At 73.6% G+C, this 21,751-nt stretch carries 20 protein-coding genes and 1 tRNA gene; 8 read left to right on the forward strand and 13 right to left on the reverse strand.

What is annotated here, in order from left to right; all coding sequences use genetic code 11:
* Positions 1 to 27 precede the first annotated feature (27 nt).
* The 8 genes from JL106_RS08825 to JL106_RS08860 form a co-directional block, all read right to left on the reverse strand.
* Positions 28 to 1,887 (reverse strand): S9 family peptidase, encoded by a 1,860-nt coding sequence (locus JL106_RS08825; RefSeq protein ID WP_205260456.1) that lies wholly within the window; start codon positions 1,885 to 1,887, stop codon positions 28 to 30.
* A 302-nt stretch (positions 1,888 to 2,189) separates the two neighbouring features.
* Positions 2,190 to 3,158 carry an IclR family transcriptional regulator gene (locus tag JL106_RS08830; protein ID WP_205260322.1) on the reverse strand — a complete coding sequence of 323 codons (969 nt, stop codon included), beginning with the start codon at positions 3,156 to 3,158 and terminating at the stop codon, positions 2,190 to 2,192.
* Between the two features lie 358 nt (positions 3,159 to 3,516).
* Positions 3,517 to 3,590 (reverse strand) — tRNA-Pro (locus tag JL106_RS08835).
* Between the two features lie 123 nt (positions 3,591 to 3,713).
* A complete protein-coding gene (locus JL106_RS08840; RefSeq protein WP_205260323.1) occupies positions 3,714 to 4,622 on the reverse strand; it encodes a metallophosphoesterase in 909 nt (302 codons plus the stop codon).
* Positions 4,619 to 6,907 carry a penicillin-binding protein gene (locus tag JL106_RS08845; protein ID WP_236007251.1) on the reverse strand — a complete coding sequence of 763 codons (2,289 nt, stop codon included), beginning with the start codon at positions 6,905 to 6,907 and terminating at the stop codon, positions 4,619 to 4,621. The genes JL106_RS08840 and JL106_RS08845 overlap by 4 nt, the downstream gene beginning before the upstream one ends.
* 126 nt (positions 6,908 to 7,033) lie before the next feature.
* A complete protein-coding gene (locus JL106_RS08850) occupies positions 7,034 to 8,251 on the reverse strand; it encodes an ArsA family ATPase (protein ID WP_328841838.1) in 1,218 nt (405 codons plus the stop codon).
* A complete protein-coding gene (locus JL106_RS08855) occupies positions 8,248 to 9,294 on the reverse strand; it encodes an ArsA-related P-loop ATPase (protein ID WP_205260325.1) in 1,047 nt (348 codons plus the stop codon). The genes JL106_RS08850 and JL106_RS08855 overlap by 4 nt, the downstream gene beginning before the upstream one ends.
* 24 nt (positions 9,295 to 9,318) lie before the next feature.
* Positions 9,319 to 9,567: a hypothetical protein gene (locus JL106_RS08860; protein WP_205260326.1), complete on the reverse strand. Its 249-nt coding sequence runs from the start codon at positions 9,565 to 9,567 to the stop codon at positions 9,319 to 9,321.
* Between the two features lie 78 nt (positions 9,568 to 9,645).
* Here JL106_RS08860 and JL106_RS08865 point away from each other — a divergent pair, with 78 nt between their 5' ends.
* The 4 genes from JL106_RS08865 to JL106_RS08880 all read left to right on the forward strand — a co-directional run bounded on the left by JL106_RS08865 (position 9,646) and on the right by JL106_RS08880 (position 12,009).
* Positions 9,646 to 9,822 (forward strand): DUF4177 domain-containing protein, encoded by a 177-nt coding sequence (locus tag JL106_RS08865; protein ID WP_205260327.1) that lies wholly within the window; start codon positions 9,646 to 9,648, stop codon positions 9,820 to 9,822.
* Positions 9,819 to 10,304: a RidA family protein gene (locus tag JL106_RS08870; RefSeq protein ID WP_205260328.1), complete on the forward strand. Its 486-nt coding sequence runs from the start codon at positions 9,819 to 9,821 to the stop codon at positions 10,302 to 10,304. The genes JL106_RS08865 and JL106_RS08870 overlap by 4 nt, the downstream gene beginning before the upstream one ends.
* A gap of 71 nt (positions 10,305 to 10,375) precedes the next feature.
* Positions 10,376 to 11,212 (forward strand): NUDIX hydrolase, encoded by an 837-nt coding sequence (locus tag JL106_RS08875; RefSeq protein WP_205260329.1) that lies wholly within the window; start codon positions 10,376 to 10,378, stop codon positions 11,210 to 11,212.
* A complete protein-coding gene (locus tag JL106_RS08880; protein WP_205260330.1) occupies positions 11,209 to 12,009 on the forward strand; it encodes an MBL fold metallo-hydrolase in 801 nt (266 codons plus the stop codon). The genes JL106_RS08875 and JL106_RS08880 overlap by 4 nt, the downstream gene beginning before the upstream one ends.
* A 16-nt stretch (positions 12,010 to 12,025) precedes the next feature.
* Here JL106_RS08880 and JL106_RS08885 read toward each other — a convergent pair whose 3' ends face one another.
* Positions 12,026 to 12,700, reverse strand: a complete 675-nt coding sequence (locus tag JL106_RS08885; RefSeq protein WP_205260331.1) for a Crp/Fnr family transcriptional regulator — start codon at positions 12,698 to 12,700, stop codon at positions 12,026 to 12,028.
* 121 nt (positions 12,701 to 12,821) lie between these two features.
* Entirely contained in the window at positions 12,822 to 13,058 is a 237-nt protein-coding gene (locus JL106_RS08890; RefSeq protein ID WP_205260332.1) for a hypothetical protein, read from the reverse strand.
* A gap of 169 nt (positions 13,059 to 13,227) precedes the next feature.
* Here JL106_RS08890 and nth point away from each other — a divergent pair, with 169 nt between their 5' ends.
* The 3 genes from nth (at position 13,228) to JL106_RS08905 (ending at position 16,124) form a co-directional block, all read left to right on the forward strand.
* Positions 13,228 to 14,064: an endonuclease III gene (nth, locus tag JL106_RS08895; protein ID WP_328841842.1), complete on the forward strand. Its 837-nt coding sequence runs from the start codon at positions 13,228 to 13,230 to the stop codon at positions 14,062 to 14,064.
* Positions 14,057 to 14,773 (forward strand): NUDIX hydrolase, encoded by a 717-nt coding sequence (locus tag JL106_RS08900; protein ID WP_328841844.1) that lies wholly within the window; start codon positions 14,057 to 14,059, stop codon positions 14,771 to 14,773. Before nth ends, JL106_RS08900 begins: the two co-directional genes overlap by 8 nt.
* Positions 14,774 to 14,921: 148 nt before the next feature.
* On the forward strand, positions 14,922 to 16,124 hold the full coding sequence (locus JL106_RS08905) for a MarP family serine protease (RefSeq protein ID WP_205260334.1): 1,203 nt from the start codon (positions 14,922 to 14,924) through the stop codon (positions 16,122 to 16,124).
* A gap of 28 nt (positions 16,125 to 16,152) precedes the next feature.
* On the opposite strand, the gene JL106_RS08910 is transcribed toward JL106_RS08905, so the two are convergent.
* The 3 genes from JL106_RS08910 to acs form a co-directional block, all read right to left on the reverse strand.
* Positions 16,153 to 16,965, reverse strand: coding sequence for an alpha/beta fold hydrolase (locus JL106_RS08910; protein WP_205260335.1), 813 nt, complete (start codon positions 16,963 to 16,965; stop codon positions 16,153 to 16,155).
* A gap of 170 nt (positions 16,966 to 17,135) precedes the next feature.
* Positions 17,136 to 17,663: a phage holin family protein gene (locus tag JL106_RS08915; RefSeq protein WP_205260336.1), complete on the reverse strand. Its 528-nt coding sequence runs from the start codon at positions 17,661 to 17,663 to the stop codon at positions 17,136 to 17,138.
* 193 nt (positions 17,664 to 17,856) lie between these two features.
* Positions 17,857 to 19,815, reverse strand: a complete 1,959-nt coding sequence (acs, locus tag JL106_RS08920) for an acetate--CoA ligase (protein WP_205260459.1) — start codon at positions 19,813 to 19,815, stop codon at positions 17,857 to 17,859.
* Positions 19,816 to 20,077: 262 nt separating this feature from the next.
* Between acs and JL106_RS08925 the strand changes: the two genes are divergently transcribed.
* On the forward strand, positions 20,078 to 20,848 hold the full coding sequence (locus JL106_RS08925) for an oxidoreductase (RefSeq protein WP_205260337.1): 771 nt from the start codon (positions 20,078 to 20,080) through the stop codon (positions 20,846 to 20,848).
* Positions 20,849 to 21,751 lie beyond the last annotated feature (903 nt).

Consider the following 21,751-nt stretch of genomic DNA (forward strand, 5'->3'; position numbering starts at 1 on the left):
CACCCGACGCCGGACCCTCCCGGCCGGTCACCGTCCCGCGGATCGGTCGAGTTCGGCCCGGGCGAAAGCGATCTCGCACCGGACCTGACGCAGCCGCTCGTCCACCACCAGGGACCCGTGACCGGCCTCGTACCGGTACTGCGCGTACCGGCGGCCGCGGTCGGCCAGCGCGTCGAGGTAGGAGTCGATCTGCCGGATCGGGCAGCGCGGGTCGTGCTCACCGGCCAGCACCAGCACCGGGGCGGTGACCCGGTCGATCCAGGTGAGCGGGGAGGAGTCCCGGTACTTCTCGGGCACCTCCTGCGGCGAGCCGCCGAACAGGGCCCGGTCGTAGGCGCGCAGCGGTTCCATCTCGTCCTGGTACGCGGCCAGGTAGTCGGCCACCGGGACGCCGGCGATGCCCACCGCCCAGCGCTCCGGCTGGGTCCCCAACCCGAGCAGGGTGAGGAAGCCGCCCCAGGACGCCCCGGCCAGCACGCAGCGGTCGGCGTCGATCACCCCGGTGCCGACGAGATGGTCGTGCACCGCGGCGATGTCGGCCAGCTCGACGTGCCCGACCCGCTCGGTGAGGGCGTCCCGCCACCGGGAGCCGTACCCGGTGGAGCCGCGGTAGTTCACCTGCACGACGGCGAACCCGGCGTCCAGCCAGACAGCCCGCTCGGCGTCGTAGGAATCCTCGTCGGCCGCCGCCGGGCCGCCGTGGACCAGGAAGACCGCGGGCGGGGTGCTGTCGGTGCTTTCGGTGCTCTCGGGGGCCGGCTCGGGCAGACCGAGCAGCGCGTGGATGCGGCCACCGGGGCCGTCCACCCAGTGGTCGACCGCGGGCCGGGACGGCGGCGCCGGCGGGCCGACCGAGACCAGCACCCCGTCCCGGCCGTCCGGGCCGAGCGTCCGCACCTGGGCGGCGGTCCCGGCGTCCGACCAGCGGTACCAGATGGCACCGTCGGGCCGGCCGAGCGCGCTGCTGACCACCCCCGGCGACACCGGCAGCTCCGCCAGTTCGCCGCCGTCCAGGACGTAGCGGAACAGTCCGGTGCGGCCGGCGTGGGTGTGCAGCACGATCAGCGCGGTGCCGTCCCGGCTGAACCCGGCGTCCAGGTCGCCGGGCAGGTCGACGGCCAGTTCGGTGACGGCGCCCGTGTCGGTGTCCCACAGCAGCAGCTCGTCCCGGCCCCGCCGCTCGTGCCCGACCAGGAGCCGCTGATCCCCGGGGACGGGGGAGAACTCCAGCGGGGTGAGGCCGCGTCCGGGGGTGTCGTCCAGTTCGGCCAGGACCTCCGGCTCGCCCTCGGTGCGGTACACCCGCAGGGCCGGGTACCGCGAATCGCCGTGCTCGGAATGCGCCAGTACCCAGCGTGTCTCGTCCGCGGACAGGCCGCCGACCGACCCGTCGGCCTCGTGGCGGTACACCAGGCGGGCCGGACCGCCGTCCGGGCCGGCCAGGTGGACCCGGGTGCCGTCGTCGTCGGCGAAGCCGGCCAGCACCACCGAGCGGCCCACCTCCAGTCCGGCCGAGTAGCCCGGCGGGACGTCGGCCAGCTGGGCGGGCTCGTCGTCCGAGCCGGGTGGGCTGCCGAACGGCTGCACCCGCCACCGGCCGAACTCGCTGCCGGCCTCGTCGTCGAACCACCAGAGGGTGGTGCCGTCGGCCGACAGCGTCCCGGAGGTGGTGCCGTCGGGCCGATCGGTGGCCGGACGGACGTCACCGGCGGTCCCGGGTCCGCGCACGTCCCAGCAGGCCAGCTCGAACCGGCCGCCGGCGTTGGAGACCAGCACCGCCCGGTCCGGCGCGTCCCGGGCCGGGTCCGGCAGCGACACCCGGACGGCGGCGAACCGTCGTCGCCAGCGCTGCTCGGCCTCGGCGTCGTCGAACAGCAGGTCCGGCACCTCCGCCGTGGGGTGGGTCCGGCCGGTCGGGTGCCCGGCCGCGGGTCGGGCGTCGGGCGTCGGGAAGCCGGTCGTCGGGAAGTCGGTCGTCGGGAGGTCCGTCGCCGGCGGTGACGGTGGGATCGGGGCGGCGGTCGACGGTGGTACCTGGTGGGTCACCCGGACATCTTGCCCGCGCAAGTCGTCGCTCCCGCGCGCCCGCGGGTGGCCGGCCGGTCGAGCACGGGTGCCTGCCGCGCCCGGTCGGGCGGGCGCGGCGGGACGCGGATCCACGGGCCGGCGAACCGTCGGCGGCGGCGTGGTCAAGGTTCGCCGGTGCGTCGCGCGAGCAGCACGGCCGCGCGGCGCAGCACCCGGACCAGCGCCGGGAGGCGCGGCGGCGGGACCTCCCCGGAGGGTCCCAGGGCGCTCAACGCGACCGAGGTTCCCGGCACCGGCACCGCCACCGAGCGCATCGCGACTCCCGAGATGACGTGGTCCACCACGGCGAACCCGTCGCCGCGTACGCGGTGGAGGTCCCGGACCAGGGCCCGTCCGGCCAACCAGTCGGGGGCGGACGGCACCGGAGCGCTCCCGGAGGTCCAGCCGGTCGTCCCGTCGGCGGTCCCGTCGGTCGCTGCGGCGACCTCCTCGGCCAGCCGGTGCACGACCGAGTCGGCCAGTTGGGAGACCAGGGCCCGGCCGGCCGCGGTCCGCATGAACGGTGACGGCCGGTCCGTGGTGGTGAAGAGCTCCAGGCGACGGAGGGACGGTGTCAGTTCCAGCCACAGGATGCGGACGTGCGCGCCTTCGAGCACCGACAGCACCGCCGCGAGCTGGTTGGCCTGGCACAGCTGGCCGAGCAGGGGCCGGGCCTGGTGGACGATCCGGTCCAGCCGGGGCGTGGACGGCGGAGCCAGTCCGCCCAGCACCGACTCCGCGGTCAGCTGGTAGGTGGTGCCATGGTCCCCGCGGCGGACCCAGCCGCGCCGTTCCAGCGCCGCCAGGTACCGGAACGTCGAACTCTTGGGCAGGTTGACCGACGAGGACAGGGTGGACAGCGAGACCGGGGCGCCCGCCTGGACCAGCGCCTCGACCAGGTCGACGACCCGGTCGACCGCACGGAGTGAGTAGATGCGCAGCTCGTCGTCGCGATCGACGGCCTCGACGAGATCGGGATCAGGTGGCGGCGCACCGGAGTCGCCCCGGGCGTCGTCGGTGACCCGCGCGGCGGCATCCAGAGGGCGCAGGCGGTCGGAGGCCGACGGATCAGGCCCGGAGCGGGGCTTCACCCAGTGATCCCGCCGACGGGTGGGCGGCGACGGTCGGCACCGCATCCGGGCGGACCGCCCACACCCCGGGCGGTCCTGGTCGACCCGACGCAGCAGGCCCGGGACTCCGCCAGCCGGGCGACCATCAGCACAGCGTGATGAACACTGCGTGAGGTTCAGCAGTGTGTGACCGTCTGCGCACGATTTGTGTTTTACACCAAGGCGGGACGAAAAGACCAGGGGAGCGCCACGTCGGCGCATCGTCGGTCACCGATCGTCGTCGGTCGACCACCTCCGGCCCACCGCTCGGACCACGGGTACTTCGGCCGGAGAACGACTCAGGCCCACCGACCGGAACGGTCGGAGGGCCTCACGTGGGTCGGGGTGACAGGATTTGAACCTGCGGCCTCTTCGTCCCGAACGAAGCGCGCTACCAAGCTGCGCCACACCCCGTGGCTGGTTCTTCCCGGACCTGTGAGCCCCGGGAGGAGCCTGGACCACTCTAGCGGATCGGCGCGGGTGCTCCTGACCAATTCGCGCTGTCCGCTGCCGGGCCTGGCCTTGGCCGCGTCCGGGTCAGTCCCGCGGCAGCAGGGTGATCAGGGTGGCCTCGGGACGGCAGCAGAACCGCACCGGCAGGTACGGGTTCCCGCCCAGGCCGGCGGACACGTGCAGCCACATCGACGAGCCCCACCGGGACAGGCCGCGCACCCGGGACCGGTCGATGCCGCAGTTGGTGACCACCGCCCCGATCCCCGGGATCCGCACCTGGCCGCCGTGCGTGTGCCCGGCGAGCACCAGGTCGTAGCCGTCCTCGGCGAACCGGTCCAGGACCCGCGGCTCCGGGACGTGACTGAGCCCGATCCGGACCGCGGCGGTCGGGTCGGCCGGGCCGGCGATCGCGTGGTACCGGTCCTTGCCGGTGAACGGGTCGTCGACCCCGGCGAACGCCAGTCGTTGCCCCCGCACCGTCACCGTCGCCTGCGCGTTGTCCAGGTCGAGCCAGCCGCGCTCGGTCTGGGCCGCACGCAGATCCTGCCAGGGCAGCGCCTGGCCGCGCCGCACCGGAGCCGGCCGCTGCAGGTAGACGTGCGGGGACTTGGGCACGGGAGCGAAGTAGTCGTTGTTGCCGAAGACGAACACGCCCGGGGTGTCGAGCAGCTGGCCGAACGCCTTGATGGCGGTCGGCACCGATCTGGGTCCGGAGAGGGTGTCGCCGGTGTTCACCACCACGTCGGGCCGCAGGTCGGCCAGCCCGGCCACCCAGCGCTGCTTGCGCTGCTGGCGGGGCAGCAGGTGCAGGTCCGACAGGTGCAGGATGCGCATCGGCCAGCTGCCCGGCCGCAGCACCGACAGCTCCACGCGGCGCAGCGTGAACAGGTGCGGCTCCAGCAACGCCCAACCGCCGGCGACGGCGCTCGCCCCGACGGCGGCGCCGGTCACCGCGGCCGCGCGCCCGAGCGACGGACGGCGGTGTGCGGTCACCCGGCGGTCACCGTCAGCCGGATGGCGCTCCCGGGGACCGCGAAGCCCACGGCGGGCTCCTGGGCGATGACCACGTTGGCCCGCACCCCGGGGGCCTGTTCGACCTGCGGCGCGGGCACCTGGTAGCCCTTGGCGGTGAGCTGGGCGATGGCTTGCTCGACCGGCAGGCCCACCACGCTGGGCACCTGGGTGTCCGGCTGACCGGTGACGTACTGCGGCACCGCGGGCGCGAAGAGCTGGTCGCCGACGCCGTCGGTGATCGGCTTCATCATCGACATCCAGGTCGCCGCAGGGGTCGAGCCGCCGCCCATGCCGTTCCCCGCCTGAGCCTCGTCGGTGGAGCAGCTGCGCAGCGGGTTCACACAGATCGACTGGGGGCGCGGCAGGTAGTCCCAGGCGATGACCGAGGCGCTGTAGGTCGGGGTGAAGCCGAGGAACGCCGACGACTTGTAGTCCTGCGTCGTGCCGGTCTTGCCGGCCGCGGTGGCGGTGAACCCGGCCGCGGTGGCCGCGGTCACCGCGGTGCCCCGCGCTCCAGGCGCCGCCTGGAAGTCGCCTTCCATGGCCACCGCGAGAGTGCGGGCCAGGCCCTGGTCGAGGACGTCCTCGCACGGTTGCGTCTCCCAGGACACCAGCCGGCCGTCCCGGTCGGTGATGGTGTCCACCGGGGTCGGTGGGCACCAGCGGCCGTCGGAGTTCAGTGTGGCGCCGACGTTGGCCAGCTCCAGCGGGCTGACCGGCGAGACGCCGAGGGTGAAGGAGGCGATCTCCCGGTCGGTCACCTGCTGGGCGTAGTCGGTGCCGGTGTTGGCGAAGGCTGGATCGACCTCACCGGCCGGCAGGGTGTAGCCGCGCAGTCCGAGCTTCACGGCCATCTGGGAGACCTCGCCCAGTCCGACCGATTCCTCGAGCCGGACGAATCCGGTGTTCGGTGAGGTGGCCAACGCCTGCTGCAGCGTCTGGGTGGCCGGATAGTTCTCGTTCGCGTTGTTGAACGTCGACCTGTTGCCGATCCCGGACGTGTACTCGCTGCCGACCTGGATCGTCTGGCTGGTGCCGAGGCCCGCTTCCATCGCCGCGGCCGCGGTGAAGATCTTGAACGTCGATCCGGCCCCGAGAGGGGCGAACGTGGTGGTCAGCTTCTGCACCGTCTGGCCGGCCTCCGCGTTCAACCCGAAGGGCCGGTTCGCGGCCAGCGCCAGCACCTTGCGCGGTTCGCCGCGCTGGACCACGGCGGTGACGTTCGCGATCCGTCCGACGTTCGGGTCGGCCGGGTTGGCGTTGGCGTCGACCGCCGCCTTGGCCTGGCCCATCACGGTCGGATCGAGGGTGGTGCGGATCGTGTAGCCGCCTCGGGTGACGTCGTCGATGCCGACGTTCTCGAGGTAGTCCAGCACGTACTCGCAGAAGAAGCCGTTGGCCTGCGACCCGGCCGCCGGCAGGCAGCCACTGGCCACGGTGGACGGGTTCAGCCCGAGGTCCTGGGCCTTGGCCTGGTCGGCGGTGGCCTGCGAGATGCGGCCGCTCTCCGCCATCAGGTCGAGCACCAGGTTCCGGCGGGTGAGCGTCTGTTCGATCCGGTCCGGGTCCAGCGGGTTGTACCGGTTCGGGTTGTTGATCATCGCGGCCAGCAGGGCCGCCTGCGGCAGCGACAGCTGGTCGGCGTCGACGCTGAAGAACCGCTGCGAGGCGGCCTGGGCGCCGTAGGTGGACGGCCCGAACGCGACCAGGTTGAGGTACCGCTCGAGGATGTCGGCCTTGCTGTTGAGCTCGCTCTCCAGGGCCAGCGCCATCCGGGCCTCGCGCAGCTTGCGGATGGGGGTGGCCGCGATGGCGTCGGCCTTCTCGGCCTCAGTCTGGGCCTGCACCAGGTAGAGGTAGTTCTTGACGTACTGCTGGGTCAGCGTGGAGCCGCCCTGGGTGGCGTCACCCTGGGCGTTGACCAGGACGGCGCGGACGGTGCCGCGCCAGTCCACGCCGTTGTGCGAGTAGAAGCGGCGGTCCTCGGTCGCGATGACCGCGCCCTGCAGGTAGTCCGAGATCTGGGCCAGCGGCCGGTACACCCGGTTCTGCTCGAAGACCAGGGCCAGCGGGTTGCCGGCCGCGTCGGTGATGGTGGTGCGCAGCGGCACCGGTTCGTTGAGCGCGTCCGCCTCGGCGCCCTGGACCGCAGTGGCGATCTCGTCGGCTGCGCGGCCGGCGCCGAAGGCGTACGGCATCAGCAGTCCGGCGACCAGCACCCCGGCCATCAGGGTCCCGAGCAGCAGCTTGCCGAGACCGGTCATCACACGCACGCCGGTCAGGGTACGGGAGGGGCCCGACAGGCCCGGGGAACCGCGAGCGTGCGACGGCCGGCCCCGAACCCGACGAACCGGACTCAGTGCTTGGCCGGCGGTGGGTCGGGCCGCCGGTCAGGCCGGCGTGGGCCCGACGGGGACCGGCCCGGCCAACGCCGCCCCCACCGTCCGCAGCGCCTCGAGATCGTGCGCGTCCGACGGCAGTGCCGGCACCTCGCGCACGGGCAGGCCCGGATGCTGGCGCTGGAACCGCCGGCGCATCCGCAGCTCGGCGTCCCGGGTGGTCGCCCGCTCCGCATGCACGGACAGCAGCCCGGCGAGCAGTTCGTCCTGCGGGTCCCCGTCCGGTCCGGTCGCCAGTCGCTGCTGCAACTGCTCGGTGGCGGCGACGGTCAGATCGGTGGCCGGCGGGTGGGTGCGGTTGAGCACCAGACCGGCCAGCGGCATCCGCTCGGCCTGCAGCCGATCGGTGAAGTAGGCGGCCTCGCGCAGTGCGTCCGGCTCCGGGATGGCCACGATGACGAACGACGTCCCGGGCCGCCGCAGCAACTGGTACGTCGCCTCGGCCCGCGTCCGGAAGCCGCCGAACATGTCCTCGAAGAGCTGGACGAACTTCGCGGCGTCCGCCAGCATCTGCCCGCCGATCACCGCCGTCACGGCCCGGGTGAACAGGGTCAGCCCCGCACCCACCACCTTGAGCACACCGCGACCGGGGCTGGCCAGCAGCCGGATCATCCGTCCGTCCAGGAACGCCGACATGCGCTGCGGTGCGTCGAGGAAGTCGAGCGCCGACCGGCTCGGCGGGGTGTCCACCACGATGAGGTCGTACTGCCCGGTGCCGGCCAGCTTGCCCAGCTTCTCCATGGCCATGTACTCCTGCGTGCCCGAGAAGGACGTGGAGATGGACTGGTAGAAGGGGTTGCCGTAGATCTGCTCGGCGCGCTCGGGCGTCGAGTGCGCGGCCACCATCTCGTCGAAGGTGCGCCGGCTGTCCAGCATCATCGCCCACAGCTCACCGGACGTGTCGGTGTCGGTGTCAGCAGGCAGCTCGACCCGCCGCGGGTCGTTGTCCAGCTCGTCCAGGCCGAGCGACTGGGCCAGGCGCCGGGCCGGGTCGATGGTCAGCACCGCCACCTTGCGACCCGCGTCGGCCGCCCAGAGCGCGAGCGCGGCGGCCGTGGTCGTCTTGCCGACACCGCCGGACCCGCAGGTGACGACCACCTTGGTGGCCCGGTCGGTGAGCAGCGCGGCGAGGTCCAGCCCGTTGGTGACGGCCGACCGCGGCGAGCCCGCGGACACCGTGACCGGTGGCGCCGAGCGGTCCCCGCTCACGCGTGCACGCCCTGCTCGGCCAGCAGCTCGGCCAGCTCGTACACCCCGCCGAGATCGGCGCCGTCGGCCAGCCGGGGCAGCTGCAGCATCGGCAGCGCGGCGCCCTCGAGCCGACGCCGGCAGTCCGCCTCGTCCAGGACGCGGACGGCGTGGTCCCGGCCCTCCTGCAGCAGTCCGGTCACCGTCGCCGGGCCGACGTCCGCGCCCAGCGCCCGTATCCGGTCCCGCACGGTGTCGGCGTCGAGTCGACCAGCGGCCGCCGCGGCCGGTTCCGGCAGGCGCGATCCGGTCGCCGCGTTCACGATGATCGATCCGACCGGCAGATCCGCGGCTCGCAGGTGCTCGATCGCCTCCAGGGTCTCGGCCACCGGCATGTCCTCCAGCAGGCTGACCAGGTGGACCATCGTGTCCGGCGAGTGCAGCAGCCGGATCACGCCGTCGGCCTGGCCGTGGATCGGGCCGCGCCGGGCCAGCGAGGCCATGGCCACCGTGACGTCGAGGAAGTCGACGATGCGGCCGGTGGGTGGCGCGTCCATCACGACCGCGTCGTACACCGGCCGGTTGTCGTGCCCGGTCCGGGTGACCGTCTCCTTGGCCTTGCCGGTGAGCAGCACGTCCCGCAACCCGGGCGCCAGGGTGGTGGCGAACTCGATGGCGCCCATCCGCCGCAGACTCCGGGCGGCGAACCCGAGGTTGTAGAACATCTCGAAGTACTCGAGCAGGGCCGCCTCGACGTCGACGGCCAGGGCGCGCACCTCGCCGCCGCCGGTGGCGATGGCGATCTTGCGTTCCTCGTACGGCAACGGCGGGACGTCGAACAGGCGGGCGATGGCCTGCCGTTCCTCGACCTCGATGAGCAGGACCCGGCGCCCGTCGACGGCCAGGGCCAGCGCCATCGCGGCGGCGACCGTGGTCTTGCCCGTCCCGCCCTTGCCACTCACCACGTGCAGCCGCGCCCGCCGGTGCGCGGCGGTCCAGCCGGGCCGGGTCAGGGTCGCGACGGGAAGGCCGGAGTCGGCGGATGACGGTGCGACGGCCGGCATCGGGGCATCGTGTCCCATCGCCGGTCAGCTCGCCAACGCCAGCACGGCGATCGCGAGGGCCGGCACGGCGATCAGCACCAGCACCAACCAGGCCGGGGACAACAGCACGGCCAGGAAGCCGGCCGGCACCAGCAGCGCCCAGACCAGACCGTGCAGCAGCGCCGCCCGCCCCGTGCCGCGGCCCTGTTCGCGCAGGCTGTCGAACCGCAGCAGGACGAAGACGGTGATCAGCAGCGTCTCGGCGCCCGCGGCCACCCAGCGCCACCACTCCATGCGCTCAGCGTAGGGGGAGGGATCGGACGGTGACGCCGGACGTCCACCCCCGAGCGGCCGGGCTCTACGCTGGGCCACATGAGTGCACCCGAGTCGGGTCGGCGCAGCTTCGAGTACGCCACCGTGCCGCTGATCACCCACGCCACCAAGCAGATCCTGGACACCTGGGGCGAGGACGGCTGGGAACTGGTGCAGGTCGTGCCCGGACCCAACCCCGAGCAGCTGGTCGCCTACCTGAAGCGCGAACGGGCGTGAGCACGCCGGTCGAGCGGTTGGCCCAGCTCGGGCTGGCTCTGCCGGCCGTGCCGGCCGCGGCGGGTTCCTACGCGCCGTTCGTCCGGTCCGGCAACCTGGTCTTCACCGCCGGTCAGCTGCCCTTCGTCGACGGCGCCCTGCCGCTCACCGGCAAGGTCGGTGACGGTTCGCCCGCCGCGGGCCACCTGGACGTGGTCGCCCCGGCCCGGGCCACCGAGCTCGCCCGGCTGTGCGCGCTGAACATCCTGGCCGTGGTGGAGTCGGCGGTCGGCCTGGACGCCGTCACCCGGGTGGTGAAGCTGGTCGGCTTCGTCGCCGCGGCGCCGGGGTTCACCGCGGTGCCGGGCGTGATCAACGGCGCGTCCGACCTGATGACGGCGGTGTTCGGCGAGGCCGGTCGGCACGCCCGCTCCGCGGTCGGGGTGGCCGAGCTGCCCCTCGGGTCGCCGGTCGAGGTCGAGGCCGTCGTCGAGGTGCGCTGAGCGGCGCTGCTCCGGACCTGCCGGCCGGTCCGCCGACGGGACCGTCGGCCCGGTGTCCTACCGTGGGCGCCGTGACACAGGAGTCCCCGTCGGCCGATCCGTCCGTCGATCCCGCCCAGGTGATCCGTCCCGCGGCGACCGTGTTGCTGCTCCGCGAGGACCCGGAGCACCCGGACGACGTCGGTCCGGTGCAGGTGTACGTGATCCGCCGCGTCGCCGACATGGTGTTCGCCGGCGGGGCCACCGCCTTCCCGGGCGGCGCCATCGACCCGAGTGATGCCGACGCCACCGACGTGCAGTGGGCCGGTCCGGGTCCGGACTGGTGGGCCGACCGACTCGACCTCGATGCGGCCACCGCGCGGGGGTCGGTGCTCGCGGCCGTGCGGGAACTGTTCGAGGAGACCGGCCTGCTGTTCGCCGGGACCGACGCGCAGGTCGTCCGTCAGTTCGAGGACCACCGGGCCGGCGACCACACCGACGTCCCCGGCGGGTGGAGCGAGGACGTCGCCGAGCAGCACCGGGCCGATCTGGCCGCGCACCGGCGCAGCATCGCCGCCCTGCTCGCCGCGGAGCGCCGTCCCGTCCGGGACGACCTGCTGCGACCCTGGGCGCGCTGGATCACGCCACCCGGCCGGACCCGCCGGTACGACACCGTCTTCTTCCTCGGCCTGCCCCCGGTGGGCGTGGAGCCGCGGCTGGTCGGGACGGAGGCCGAACACGGCGACTGGCAGACCCCGGCGGCCATCCTGGCCGCCGAACTGGCCGGCCAGGTGAAGATGATGACGCCCACCCGGGCGGTGCTGCGCCGGCTGGCCGCCGCCGGTTCCCTGGACGAGTTGCGGGCCACCGACCTCCGGCTGCACATCGCCACCGAGGCCGAGCGGGTCGCCGCCGGGCGGCACGCATGAGCGAGCTGATCGCCGGCGAGTGGCGCCGGCCGGACCCGCGGGTGTCCGTCCTGCTCGCCCCCAATCCGGGACCCATGACGCTGGACGGCACCAACAGCCACCGGCTGGCCGCGCCGGGGGCGTCCACCGGCATCGTCATCGACCCCGGCCCGGACGATGCCGGACACCTGCGACGGCTGGCCGAGGCGGGCCGGGTGGACCTGGTCCTGATCACGCACCGGCACGCCGACCACACCGGCGGTTCGGCCGGGTTCGCCGCACTCACCGGGGCGCCCGTGCGGGCCCTCGACCCGGCGTTCTGCCTCGACGCAGATCCGCTGCGGGACGGCGAGCTGATCGAGGTCGCCGGCCTGTCCGTGCAGGTGGTGGCCACGCCGGGCCACACGGCCGACTCGGTGTGCTTCATGCTGCCGGCCGGCCCCACGGCGGGTCCGGCGGTGTTCACCGGGGACACGATCCTGGGCCGTGGCACCACGGTGCTGGCCCCACCCGACGGCACCTTGCGGGACTACCTGGCCTCACTGCACCGACTGCGGGCGCTCGGACCGGCACGGGTGTTCCCGGCCCACGGTCCGGACCTGCCGGACCTCACCGCGATCAGCCAGCAGTACCTCGACCACCGCGAGCAGCGGCTCGGCCAGATCCGGGCGGCGCTGGTCACGTTGGGCACGGACGCGGCCGGCGCGACGGTGGCGGCGGTGGCCGACGTGGTCTACGCCGACGTCGACCCCTCGGTGCGCGGCGCAGCCGAGTCGTCGGTCGCCGCGCAGTTGACCTACCTGCGCGGCGACCGCTGACGCGTTCGGGTCCCCGTCAGCGGGCCCGGCGGGACAGCCGGTCGGCGTCCAGCAGGACGACCGACTTGCCCTCCAGGCGGAGCCAGCCGCGGTGGCCGAAGTCGGCCAGCGCCTTGTTGACGGTCTCGCGGGAGGCGCCGACGAGCTGGGCCAGCTCCTCCTGGGTCAGGTCGTGCGTGACCCGGAGGTTGCCACCCTCCTGCTGACCGAACTGGCGGGCCAGCTGCAGCAGCGCCTTGGCCACCCGGCCGGGCACGTCCGTGAAGATCAGATCGGCCAGGGAGTTGTTGGTACGCCGCAGCCGACGGGCCAGCACCCGCAGCAGCTGCTCGGCGATCTCCGGGCGCTTGGTGATCCACTCACGCAACGCGGCGCGGTCCATGGTGGCCAGCCGGACATCGGTGACGGCCGTCGCCGACGACGTGCGCGGACCCGGATCGAAGACCGACAGTTCCCCGAACATGTCGGACGGGCCCATCACCGCGAGCAGGTTCTCCCGGCCGTCGGGGGAGTGCCGGCCGAGCTTCACCTTGCCCGAGAGGATCACGTAGAGGCGGTCGCCCAGTTCGCCCTCGGCGAAGATCGAGCTGGTCCGCGGGTACTCCACGGTCTCCAGCTGGCTACCCAGTGCCTCGGCCGCTTCGGGCTCGACACCTTGGAAGATGCCGGCCCGGGCGAGGGTTTCCTCCACCTGTCCTCCTGATGACGCCGTACGCAGTGTCGGTCATCACACCACCGACGGTCCGTCAGTCTAGGCGTTGGCCGGGCGACCGAGCCGTCACGGGGTGATCGGGGCGCGTGCCGCGGAAGGATCAGCCGCGGCTGCGTCGTCGCAACCGGGGCTTGCGGCGGCGGCGGAAGACGGCCAGCGCGCCCGTCCAGCCCTCCCGGATCAGAGTGTTCACCTCGTCCGGTCGGGCTTGGTCGAAGAACTGCTCGACCTCGTCCTCACGCACCGACGGGGTCCGCAACCGGTGCTCCACCCGTTCCATGAGCAACGCGAACACCATCAGCAGCAGCGGGATGAGCAGCACCAGGAACGCGGTCATAGTGGTCCCGATTGTCCGACACGCCCCCCGGCCGGGGCCAACCGCCACGCGCCACCGGCCGTGCCGGTCGCCCCGCGGTCCGGGGCGAGGTCCGGGGCGAGGTCCGGGGCGAGGTCCGGGGCACGGCACGGTCCCGGGCGTTGTCGGGGCCGTATGGCAGGCTCGCTCCGTGGTGGCCAGCCAGGGGACTCCGACGTCCGCGACGACGCGATCGACGCCCGACGGACCCCGTCGGCGCCGGGCGAAGCCGCCGGCCACGCCGCTGGCCCGGACCCGGCGGGCCCGCAGCATCACCGCCCAGTTGACCGTCGGCTACCCGGACGCGCACTGCGAACTGGACTTCACCACTCCGCTCGAACTCGGGGTGGCCACCATCCTGTCCGCCCAGTGCACCGACGTCCGGGTCAACCAGACCACCCCGGCACTCTTCGCCCGGTACCGCAGTGCCGCCGACTACGCCGGCGCCCGCCGGGAGGAACTCGAGGAGCTGATCAGGCCGACCGGCTTCTACCGGAACAAGACCACCTCGATCATCGGGCTCGGTCAGGCGCTGGTGGAACGGTTCGACGGCGTGCTGCCGCACACGCTCGAGGAACTGGTCACGCTGCCCGGCTTCGGGCGCAAGACCGCCAACGTGGTGCTCGGCAACGCCTTCGGCGTGCCGGGCATCACGGTGGACACGCACCTGCAGCGGCTGACCCGGCGCTGGGGTCTCACCGAGGCGCAGGACCCGGTCAAGATCGAGCTGGAGCTCAACGCGATGCTCCCGCCGCGGGAGTGGACCATGTTCTCCCACCGGGTGATCTTCCACGGCCGGCGGGTGTGCGCGGCCCGCAAGCCCGCGTGCGGGGCCTGCTTCCTGGCGTCGTCCTGCCCGTCGTTCGGCGACGGCCCGACCGACCCGGCCGTCGCGGCGGCGTTGGTCACCGGTGAAGAACGCGACCACCTGCTCGCACTGGTCGGGCTGGACGGCGACGGCGCACCGGTCGGGATGGTCGGTGGCTGAACCGGGATGGGTCGGACCGCCCGGCGCCGTCCGGCCGCTCGACGAGGTGGGGATCCGGCTGGTCGAGGACGACGCTGTCCCGGCCTGGATGTGGCCCCTGCTCCAGCGCGTCGACGGGCTGAGGATGCCCGATGGCTGGATGCGGCAGGCCACCGTGCCGGCACACCTGGTGCGCCGGCACAGCGCGGTGCTGATCCTGCTGGCCGACGGCTCACACGGTCCGGACGTGCTGCTCACCGCCCGGGCCGCCACCCTCCGGTCGCACGCCGGGCAGCCGGCGTTCCCGGGCGGGGCCACCGATCCGGGCGAGGACGCCGTGATGACGGCCCTGCGCGAGGGGCAGGAGGAGACCGGTCTGGAGCCGGCGTCGGTGCTGCCGGCGGGGCTGTTGCCGGAGCTGTTCCTGCCGCCGTCCGGCAATCTGGTGCGCCCGGTGCTGGCCCACTGGCACACGCCGGGCGCGGTGTCCGCCGTCGATCCGGCGGAGACCGCCGCGGTGGCCCGGGTGCCGGTGACCGAGCTGGCCGACCCGGCCAACCGCGGCACGGTGGTGTCCCCGAACGGCGAGCGGATCGGCCCGGCGTTCGCGGTCGCGGGCATGACGGTGTGGGGTTTCACCGGCGGGCTGGTCGACCTGGTGCTGCGGCTGGGGGGCTGGGAGGTGCCGTGGGACCGGCGCCGGCGGTTGGCCCCCTCGACCCTGACGTGACGCACACGTCGACCCACCGCCGGCGCGTCCGGATCGATCCACCGGCGGCCGGGGTGAACCAGCCCCGGGCCTGGGGCGTCCTGCAGCACATGACGGGGAGCCGACGCAGTGCCGCCCGAGATCTTCCTTCCACGCGTCCGGGCTCGCGATGACGGTCGTCGACGCGGTGGTGCTGGCCATGCTGCTGCTGGCGGCCATCTCCGGCTTCCGGCAGGGCCTGATCACCGCGACCCTGACCCTGGTCGGCGCGATCGGCGGCGCGGTCCTGGCGTTGTGGCTCTCGCCGTCGGCGGTGGCGCTGGTCGACGACACCGCCGCCCGGCTGGCCATCGCCATCGCCTGCGTGGTGCTCGGTGTGGGCCTGGGCGAGCTGCTCGGCGGGGCCATCGGCCGCCGGTTGTCCGACCGGATCACCTGGCGTCCCGCCGTCGCGGTCGAACGGGTCCTCGGTCTGGTCGTGCACACCCTGGCCGTCCTGGTGGTCATCTGGATGATCGCCGTGCCGTTGGCGTCGGTGCCCTACCCGTGGCTGTCGTCGGCCATCCGGTCGTCCACCGTGCTGAACGAGGTCGACCGGGCGATGCCGACGCCGGTCCGTGAGGTCTCCGACCAGCTGCGCAGCGTGTTCGACGAGTCGGGCTTCCCGGCCATCCTGGATCCGCTGGCCCCGACACCGGGGGTGGCGGTCGAGGCGCCGGACCCCGCCATGGCCGCGGATCCGGTCGTCCGAGCCGCCCGGCCGTCCGTCCTGAAGGTCCGCTCGGTCTCCGCCGGCTGTGGTCGGGGATCCACCGGCACCGGGTTCGTCATCGGGCCGGAGCGGTTGTTGACCAATGCCCACGTGGTGGCCGGGGCGTCCCAGGTCGTCGTCGAGGTGGACGAGGACTCGCTGGGCGGGCAACTGGACGCGACGGTGGTGGTCTACGACCCGGAGCGCGACCTGGCCGTCCTCGACGTCCCCGGGCTGGACCGGCCGGTGCTGCCGTTCAGTGACACGCCGGCCACCGTGGGGGCCGATGCCGTGGTGGTCGGCTACCCGCTGGACGGCCCGTTCACGGCCACCCCGGCCCGGATCAGTGACCGGATCGCGCTGCGCGGCCCGGACATCTACCAGTCACAGACCGTGCAGCGGGACGTCTACACCGTCCGCGGGCAGGTGCGTCCGGGCAACTCCGGCGGCCCGCTGCTGGCATCGGACGGCACGGTGTACGGCGTGGTCTTCGGTGCCGCGGTCAGCGACCCGGACGTCGGGTTCGCGCTCAGCGCGGAGGAGGTCGCCGACGTGGTGCAGGCCGGTCTGGGTGACACCTCGCCTGACGACACCGAGGCCTGCCTGCCGACCGCGGCCTGATCCGGTCGGGGCGGCCGGCCGGACCGCCTCAGCCGGCGCGGCGGACCGGAGCGCCGGCGAACTCGGCGATCAGCCGGGTCACCACGTCGGGTTGCTCCTCGGCCGGGTAGTGGCCGACGGCCGGCAGCGTGACCAGCCGGTAGTCGTCCAGGCAGTGTTCGCGGGCGTCGGCGACCAGACCCGGCGGAATGAACGTGTCGCCGTCCCCGGCGATCTGCAACACCGGCGTCCGCAGTGGCACGGCCAGCGCCTCGCGGTGCCGCCGGCCGTCGGCCCGCCACGGCGAGCGCCCGAGCCAGGCCAGGTGCTCGACGGCGGCACCGGCGACGCCTGGGACGAGCATGGCCCGGCGCATCCGCGCCGCGGCGGTCCGGAAATCGGCCGACGCCTTCCAGGCCGGGCCGGCGCAGCTGCGCATCAGCCGTTCCACCATCAGCGCGGCTCCGGCCCGGAGCTTGCGGCGCGGCCACACCGGCACGCTGGCCCAGGTCACCAGGCGACCGGCCCGGCCGGCGCGCAGCGGGTGCGTGGCCAGCGACGCCGGGTGTGGCGCGGCGACGGCCACCACGCCGCGCACCTGGTCGGGGTGCAGCACGGCGGTGTTGAAGGCGGTGAGCCCGCCGTACCCGTGGCCGACCAGGATGGCCGAGCGCTCGCCGCAGGCCCGGATGAGGCCGGCCACGTCGGCCGCCTGGGTGGCGGCGTCGTACCCCCGCGGCGTCTTGTCGCTGTCGCCGTAGCCGCGCAGGTCGGGAGCCAGCACCCGGAACCCGGACGCCGGCAGATCGGCCAGTTGGTGCCGCCACGACCACCAGTACTGCGCGAAGCCGTGCAGCAGCACGACCAGCGGGCCGTGACCGGCCTCGACGACGTGCAGCCGGATGCCGTTGGCGCTGACGTCCCGGTGCCTCCACGGGCCGTCCTCGCGCAGTTCCGGGAACCGCAGCTGGTCCGGTGGACCTGCGGTGGCCGGCTGCGACTCGGCGCCATCGCCGGCCGCGGCGGCGCCGGTCAGTGGCGCGGCAGGGTCGGGGCCGTGACCACGCCCTGCGTCGCGGTCTCGGGGTGCTGGGTGGCCGCCATCTTCAGCGTGCTGGCGGTCTTGTTCAGCTCCGCGATGGTCTTCTCCGGCTTCTTGATCTGCTTGACCTTGCGGTATCCCAGCAGGGCGCAGACGCCGGCCATCAGCAGCATGGCCACGAAGACGATGGTGAAGGCCAGCCAGCGCCACAGCCAGATCGACAGGATCTCGCCGACCATGAACCAGAAGAAGAAGAGCGAGAAGACACCGATGGCGGCGGCGAGGCCGAAGAAGATGCCGCCGCGCATGCCGGTCTTGACCGTCTCGGTGATCTCCATCTTGGCCAGCTCGATCTCCGAGCGGACCAGCGTGGAGACGTGTTCGGTGGCCTGCTTGACCAGGGTGCCCATCGACGCCGAGCGGTCCACGTCGGGTTCCGTGACCAACGGGATGGCGGCGTTCGCCGCGCCGGGGACGGTGTACCGGTTCGGCGAGGTGGGGGTGCCGGAGATCGTCACGTACGGCTCCTGGTTCGCTGTCGATCGAGTCACGGCTCGGGCTCAGCCGATCGAGAGTCATCGTGCCACGGCGACGGCCGGGTTCCGACGGTCAGGTCCGCCGGGCGTGCCGGGTGCGGAACGCCCGGCCGTCCACACCCACAGGCGGCCGGGCGTCCACGCCGGGACCGCCCGTGGGCGCCCCATCTCGGCGTCAGTCCGCCGAGCCCGCGGACAGTCCCGAGCTGATCAGGTTCATCACCGACGAGTCCTGCAGGGTGGTCACGTCGCCCAGGTCGCGGTTCTCGGCGACGTCCCGCAGCAGCCGGCGCATGATCTTGCCTGAGCGGGTCTTGGGCAGCTCCGGGACGACCATGATCTGACGCGGTCGGGCGATGGGCCCGATCTCCTTGGCCACGTGGCCGCGCAGCTCCTTGATGAGGGCCTCGCCGTCGGCCCCGTCGCCGCCGGTGGCACTGGCCCGGAGGATGACGAAGGCGACGATGCCCTGCCCGGTCATCGGGTCGGAGGCGCCGACCACGGCGGCCTCGGCCACCGCCGGGTGCGAGACCAGTGCCGACTCCACCTCGGTGGTCGAGATCCGGTGGCCGGACACGTTCATGACGTCGTCGACCCGGCCGAGCAGCCAGAGCGCGCCGTCGTCGTCGTACTTGGCGCCGTCGCCGGCGAAGTAGTAGCCCTGCGCGGCGAACCGGGCCCAGTAGGTGTCCCGGAACCGCTCGTCGTCGCCCCAGATGGTGCGCAGCATCGACGGCCACGGCTGGTCGACCACCAGGTAGCCGCCCTGACCGTGACCCACCGGGACCCCGTCGTCGTTGACGATGGTGGCGCTGATGCCGGGCAGCGGGCGCATGGCCGAGCCGGGCTTGGCCGCGGTCACGCCGGGCAGCGGGGCGATCATGATGGCGCCGGTCTCGGTCTGCCACCAGGTGTCCACGATGGGGCAGTGGTTCTTGCCGATGACCTCGCGGTACCACATCCAGGCCTCGGGGTTGATCGGCTCACCCACGCTGCCCAGCACCCGCAGCGAGGACAGGTCGTACTTGGCGGGGATGTCCGCGCCCCACTTCATGAAGGTGCGGATCAGCGTGGGCGCCGTGTAGTAGATGGTGACGCCGTACTTGTCGATGATCTCCCAGTGCCGGCCCTCGTGTGGGGTGTTCGGCGTGCCCTCGTAGACGACCTGGGTGACGCGGTTGGCCAACGGTCCGTAGACGATGTACGAGTGGCCGGTGACCCAGCCGATGTCCGCGGTGCACCAGTAGACGTCGGTGTCGGGCTTGTGGTCGAACACGGCGTGGTGCGTCCACGAGGCCTGGGTCAGGTAGCCCCCCGAGGTGTGCAGGATCCCCTTCGGTTTCCCGGTGGTGCCCGAGGTGTAGAGGATGAACAGCGGCTGCTCGGCCGGGAACGCCTCGGGGGTGTGCTGCTCGGACTGCTGGTCGACCAGCTCGTGCCACCACACGTCCTTGTCCGACCAGGCCACCTCGGTACCGGTGCGCCGGACCACCACCACGTGCTCGACGGGTGAGTCGGCGGCGGCGACCGCCTCGTCGACGGCGGCCTTGAGCGGAGCCGGGGTGCCGCGGCGGTACTGCCCGTCGCTGGTGATCACCACGCGAGCGCTGGCGTCGGCGATGCGGGTGCGCAGCGCCTCGGCCGAGAACCCGCCGAAGATCACCGAGTGGGCCAGCCCGAGCCGGGCGCAGGCCAGCATCGAGACGATGGCCTCGGGGATCATCGGCAGGTAGATGGCCACCCGGTCGCCGGCCTGCAGCCCCAGCGAGGTCAGCGCATTGGCTGCCTTGCTCACCTCGCGCAGCAGGTCGGCGTAGGTCAGGTCGCGGCTGTCGCCGGGCTCGCCCTCCCAGTGGATGGCCACCTGGTCGCCGTGGCCCGACTCGACGTGCCGGTCCACACAGTTCACCGCCACGTTCAAGGTGCCGTCGGCGAACCACCTGGCGTGCGGCGCGTCGCTCCAGTCCAGCACGGTGGAGAACGGCGTGGCCCAGGTCAGCCGGCGCGCCTGCTCGGCCCAGAACGCCTCCGGATCAGCCGCCGCCCGGTCGTAGCCCTCCGCCCGCACGTTCGCCGCTGCGGCGAACGCCTCCGACGGCGGGAACGTGCGGTGCTCCGCGGAGAGGTTGTCCAGGGCCTGCCCGCTCCCGCCTGCTCCGTCGGGCTGTTCGGCGCTGGTCGCGGTGCTTCCGGTCTGGCTCACGGGTCCTCCGTCGTTGAGATCGACGCTGATCGGCTGCGCGGCACCCGCCCCGACCCGACATGCGCCGGCCTGGGCGCCCGGTCACCGGCGGAACGGTCCGTTCGCAGCGACCGTAGCGCGACCGTCCGACGGTCGGCACGGCGACCGCACCGGGTCGTCCGGTCGTGCGCCGAGCGCTGGCTACTGTGCGCAGATGCGGACACAGGACGGCACCGGCGGCGCAGGACCGCCCTCCGGTCCGACCGCGCTGCTCACGTTCCCGGGCGTGGCCGAGCAGATCGAGCGGGTGCAGCAGGCGGCGGCGGACCTGGCTCGGCACCCGGTCAACCGGCGGGGCTGGCCGAGGACGGCGGCCGCCGCGTCCATCCGGGCGGCGCGGGCGTCGTCGCTGCTCGACGGCGGTTCCGGGGACCTGACCGGCGCGACCGTGCAGGACCCGGTGCTGGCCGGCGCGCTGCGGGTGGCGGCCGAGCAGGGTGCCCTGGCCACCGTGTGGCGTCGGGCGCCGTTGCAGGCGCTCGCCCGGATGCACGCGCTGGCGGCCGCGGACCTCGCGCCGGCCGAGTCGCTGGGGCGACCGCGGGCGGATCCGGGCGTGCAGGTCCGGTTGCGCCGGTTGGCCGACCTGGTGGCCGCACGGACGGTCCCGGCCCCGGTGCTGGTCGCGGTCGTGCACGGCGAACTGCTCGCGTGCGAACCGTTCGGGACGGTCGACGGGGTGGTGGCGCGCGCGGCGGCCCGGGTGGCCGGGATCGCCGCCGACCTCGACCCCAAGGGGCTGGCGGTGCCCGAGTCCGGGCAGCTGGCCCGCCGGACCGAGTACGCCGCCGCTGCCGCCGGGTGGCGCGCGGGCACGTCGGTCGGGGTCGCCCGCTGGCTGTCCGTGGTGACCCAGGCGTGGCTGGACGGCGCTCGTGAGGGCACCGCCATCGCCGACGCCCTGGCCGGGGCCTCGTCCAGCTGATTAGCGACGGACACGCGGACGGGGCTCCGCGACCGCCACCGGACGGGGTCGGCGTGGATCGCGATCGGGTGATCTTCGCGGCCACCGATGAGTCGTCATCTGCGCTTCGCGAACCGGACACGTGTCGTTCATCACCATGGCCGAGGCGTCACCGGACGCGTGTCGACCCAGCGGCAACGCCCGGAACAGTCCGCGACGACGCCCCGGTCGTCCCGCCCCGGCGCCGATCGCGCCACCACGCGTCCGGAGCGGCCGGCTCCGACGGGGATGCCCGGAAGCGGTCCGCGGTGCTGTCCGCGGACCGGAGGCCACCGGATCGCCGCTGGTGACACCGTCGCTGAGCTGCGGCGATGATCATCCGGGGCGACCGGCGCGGGCATCCCGGGTGGGTGTGCGGGTCGCGACGGCCGTCGCCGAGCGCCCTCGACGGCCCGTCGACCGATGGTCGGCGGCCACACGTCACCGGCCGGGGGACCGGGGATGTGTGGGCAGTGATCGACGAACACCCGACCGGGAGACGGATCACCCGTCCGAGATGCAACGGCCCGTCGAACGACCCGAATGGGTCACCGACCGTTGATCGGAGCCGGTGACAGCGCCGCGCCGCCGTCCTGGTTGATGACGAACGACCCTGGTCGGCGCTACAGTGAGTAGGTCGGTTTCCACCCCCCCGGAACCGACCTCCGGTTCAGCTCAACCCCCCGGAGCTGAACCCCCGCGGCCCCCGCCCTCCCCCCTGGCGGGGGCCGCGCCTTTTCTTCCTCCGCTCGCCGCCCGTGTGGTTCCGGGCTTCGGATGCTTCCACGTGCCGGCCGGATCGCCGGTTGTCCCCATGGCTGCCGGCTGTCCACATGGTGCCCTGGCCCGTGGCCATCTCCGTCCCGCTGCCGGTCCGATGGCGGT

Origin of the sequence: Nakamurella leprariae, assembly GCF_016918035.1 — a bacterium.
Taxonomy (GTDB): Bacteria; Actinomycetota; Actinomycetes; order Mycobacteriales; family Nakamurellaceae; genus Nakamurella; species Nakamurella leprariae.

Excerpts from the sequence above, each read along its gene's own strand:
- JL106_RS08865 (WP_205260327.1), top strand. The coding sequence starts at position 9,646 with ATGAGTGCACCCGAGTCGGGTCGGCGCAGCTTCGAGTACGCCACCGTG.
- JL106_RS08880 (WP_205260330.1), top strand. The coding sequence starts at position 11,209 with ATGAGCGAGCTGATCGCCGGCGAGTGGCGCCGGCCGGACCCGCGGGTG.
- JL106_RS08860 (WP_205260326.1), bottom strand. The coding sequence starts at position 9,567 with ATGGAGTGGTGGCGCTGGGTGGCCGCGGGCGCCGAGACGCTGCTGATC.
- JL106_RS08890 (WP_205260332.1), bottom strand. The coding sequence starts at position 13,058 with ATGACCGCGTTCCTGGTGCTGCTCATCCCGCTGCTGCTGATGGTGTTC.
- JL106_RS08845 (WP_236007251.1), bottom strand. The coding sequence starts at position 6,907 with ATGACCGGTCTCGGCAAGCTGCTGCTCGGGACCCTGATGGCCGGGGTG.
- JL106_RS08925 (WP_205260337.1), top strand. The coding sequence starts at position 20,078 with ATGCGGACACAGGACGGCACCGGCGGCGCAGGACCGCCCTCCGGTCCG.
- JL106_RS08905 (WP_205260334.1), top strand. The coding sequence starts at position 14,922 with ATGACGGTCGTCGACGCGGTGGTGCTGGCCATGCTGCTGCTGGCGGCC.
- JL106_RS08855 (WP_205260325.1), bottom strand. The coding sequence starts at position 9,294 with ATGCCGGCCGTCGCACCGTCATCCGCCGACTCCGGCCTTCCCGTCGCG.